4 protein-coding genes are annotated in these 3013 nt (G+C 48.2%); 3 read left to right on the top strand and 1 reads right to left on the bottom strand.

The window, feature by feature from the left end; translation table 11 throughout:
* Positions 1-182 precede the first annotated feature (182 nt).
* The gene (locus ACTNB8_RS16120; RefSeq protein ID WP_441056091.1) at positions 183-332 is read right to left on the bottom strand and encodes a hypothetical protein; all 150 of its coding nucleotides are present in this window, start codon (positions 330-332) and stop codon (positions 183-185) included.
* Between ACTNB8_RS16120 and ACTNB8_RS16115 the strand changes: the two genes are divergently transcribed.
* The 3 genes from ACTNB8_RS16115 (at position 261) to ACTNB8_RS16105 (ending at position 2860) form a co-directional block, all read left to right on the top strand.
* Complete coding sequence (locus ACTNB8_RS16115; RefSeq protein ID WP_441056090.1) at positions 261-749, top strand: DUF6431 domain-containing protein; 489 nt, start codon at positions 261-263, stop codon at positions 747-749. The genes ACTNB8_RS16120 and ACTNB8_RS16115 overlap by 72 nt on opposite strands.
* A gap of 63 nt (positions 750-812) precedes the next feature.
* Positions 813-2057 (top strand): DDE-type integrase/transposase/recombinase, encoded by a 1245-nt coding sequence (locus ACTNB8_RS16110; protein WP_441056089.1) that lies wholly within the window; start codon positions 813-815, stop codon positions 2055-2057.
* Complete coding sequence (locus tag ACTNB8_RS16105) at positions 2057-2860, top strand: ExeA family protein (RefSeq protein ID WP_441056088.1); 804 nt, start codon at positions 2057-2059, stop codon at positions 2858-2860. Before ACTNB8_RS16110 ends, ACTNB8_RS16105 begins: the two co-directional genes overlap by 1 nt.
* Positions 2861-3013: the final 153 nt, after the last annotated feature.

The raw sequence follows: 3013 nt of genomic DNA, 5'->3' as shown, positions 1-3013 counted from the left end.
TGTTATCCGGCATTTTATCTGGTCCTATACCATGCCACATTCAATCAAATTAAAAAGGGGCACAGCATAAATTATTCTGATGGATTTTTCATCGGATTACTTTATGCCGTGCCTCTTTGTGTTATCATAATGATTGTCACATAAAGAAATAGCAGGCCTGCACCCTGGAAAAGTCTGGCCTGCTACTGCTCACATCCACAGGAAAACCTGTGTCTATTCACAATACTATGATAACCATTTTTGTCCCAGATTGCAATCAGATTTCTCAATCCTTTTACGATTCTGTTATTCATGATCTTCAGTTTCAACAGCTGACCTGTTCCTGTTCTCATTCTGCCTGTCTGTCGGTCCATGGTTACTACAAGCGGACAGTAAAGCTATCCTCTGGGGCCATCCGGCTCCGGGTCTGTCGGGTGAAATGCTCCGAATGCGGGGCTACCCATGCACTTCTTTTATCCTCCATGGTTCCCTACTCCCAGATCCCGCTTCCCGACCAACAAAGGATCTGCAGGGACTACGAAGATGGCCGCCGCGTCAGCACGGTCTGTGAGAGCAATCCTTCCATCGATGAAAACAACGTCAAATCCATACTCCGAAACTACAGGCGCCGCTGGAGAGAAAAGCTGCGCTCTCTCAGGATCCGTCTCTTTCCCTTGAACGATCTGATCCTTTCCTGTTTTTCGAATTATTCATCGCAGTTCATGCAGATACATCAGAGGGTCAATAAACTTTTTTCCTATACCACATAACCTTACCTGACAGCGCCCTTGTTGTCCCTTACTATAAAGAAAAACAGCAAGGAGGCCTGACCTATGGAACAGGAAAAGAAACAGGCAGTCGCTCTGATGCGTTATTCTGCGATTGCTCCTCTCATTACAGGCACTCAAGAAGACTATGAATCCCTGAGTGCTTACTTTCGTACCGTTTCGGCGAAAGGGATCAAGGCGCCGGATGGTTCCCTTCGCCACTATTCTCCGGGAACTTTGGAAAAATGGTACCTTTCTTACAAGAAATCCGGTTTTGATGCTTTGGTTCCCACCGGACGGTCTGACTGCGGTGTAAGCCGGAAGATCGATGAAGACCTGAAAGAGCAGATCATCTATCTCAAGCATCATTATCCCCGGATGTCTGCGGCTGCGATCTATAAACAGCTCCAGGATAACGGCAGCATCCGTTCCGGACAGCTCTCGGAATCTACGGTCTGTCGTTTCATCAACCAGCTCGTCCTGCAGGAACGTCTGACCAACAATCAGGACATGCGGCGTTACGAAAGACCACACATCAATGAAGTATGGTGCGGTGATTCCAGTGCCGGCCCTTATCTGAAAACCGAGGATGGAAAGAAGCACCGTGTTTATGTGATCGCACTGATCGATGATGCCAGCCGTTTTATCCTTGGCGCAGATGTCTTCTTTCACGATACCTTCGTGAACCTTATGTCCGTCATGAAATCTGCCGTCTCCAAGTATGGCAGGCCAAAAGTTTTCAACTTTGATAACGGTGCTGCCTACAAAAACAGGCAGATGGAACTGCTTGCCGCCCGGATCGGCTCTGTGATCAGTTACTGCAGGCCTTATACTCCCACACAAAAGGCCAAGATTGAGAGATGGTTCCGTACTCTGAAGGATCAATGGATGGCATCTCTGGATATGAGGGATTTTCATACACTGGAAGAACTCAGGGGAAGCCTTATGACCTTTGTCAGAAGCTATAACCAGCGTCCGCATTCCTCTCTAAAAGGGATGTCCCCGCAGGAACGCTTCTTTCAGGAACCGGAACTGATCTGCCGCCTCCCCGATGAACAGATCGAATCCTCGTTCCTTCTCGAGATCGAGCGCCGTGTGTCCGCTGACTCTGTCATTGTAATCGATCAGGTGGAGTATGAGGTTGACTATCGTTTTGCAAAGCAGCGCATCACCCTCCGTTATACACCGGATATGAAGGACATCTTTATTGTGGAGGCGGATGGATCCCTCACGCCGATCCGCCTTCTCAACAAGCACGACAATGCCTCGGTGAAACGGGACAAAGTGCGTCTGACAGGAGGGGAAGACTAATGGAACTCACTGCTCGTTATGGTCTGGAATTCAATCCTTTTTTAAAGAATTCAAAAGAGATCCTTTTTGAAGGTGCTGAGTATACGGAAGCAAAGTTTCGTCTGGATTACCTTGCCCGAACCAAAGGCTTCGGCCTTCTTACCGGTGCTCCGGGCCGTGGAAAAACAACTCTGGTCCGTTCCTGGTCTGCCGGACTGAACCCTTCCCTGTATAAGGTGATCTATACCAGCCTTTCTACCGTTACAGTGAATGATTTCTACCGGAATCTCGCCGCATCCCTGGGTGCACAGCCGTCCTACCGAAAGACTGAAAACTTTCACATCATTCAGGATGAGATCAACCGGCTTGCCCTGGACAAGAGAAAAACTCCCGTCATTATCATTGACGAAGCCAACTATATCAAAAATGCTGTCCTAAACGATCTGAAGATCCTGTTCAACTTTGAGATGGACTCCCGGGATCGGGCTGTGATCCTTCTGGTCGGTCTGCCACAGCTGAACAATACGCTGCAGCTTTCCATCCATGAACCGCTCCGTCAGCGTATCATCATGAACTATAACATAGACGGCTACTCAAAAGAGGAAGGTCGTGCCTACATTGAATGGAAACTGAAAAAGGCAGGCTGTACAGATCCTGTTTTTGACGATGCGGCTATCGAAGCGATCCTGAACGCTTCCGATGGAACAGCCCGCGTAATCAGCAAGCTCTGCAATGCGTCACTTGTAATCGGACACAGCCAATCAGCTAACCGGATCACAGCCGACATCGTGATGCAGGCAATCAATGACAGCACTCTCGGCTGAGAAGACTCCCGCAATTAATTTGCGGGTGTTTTTCTGTCAGGAAAACAATTCGCAGAAACAGTTACTTTTAAAGTGACTGACACATCTGTAGAAATCCAAAATCGGTGCGAAATAATCTGCCGTATGGGACATCATTTAATTTGCCGGACAACA

The organism is Blautia sp. HCP28S3_G10, from assembly GCF_052065235.1.
In the GTDB taxonomy this organism is placed as follows: Bacteria; Bacillota; Clostridia; order Lachnospirales; family Lachnospiraceae; genus Blautia_A.
Note: the sequence above shows the minus strand (reverse complement) of the source record. Positions and strands in the feature narration are given on the sequence as shown.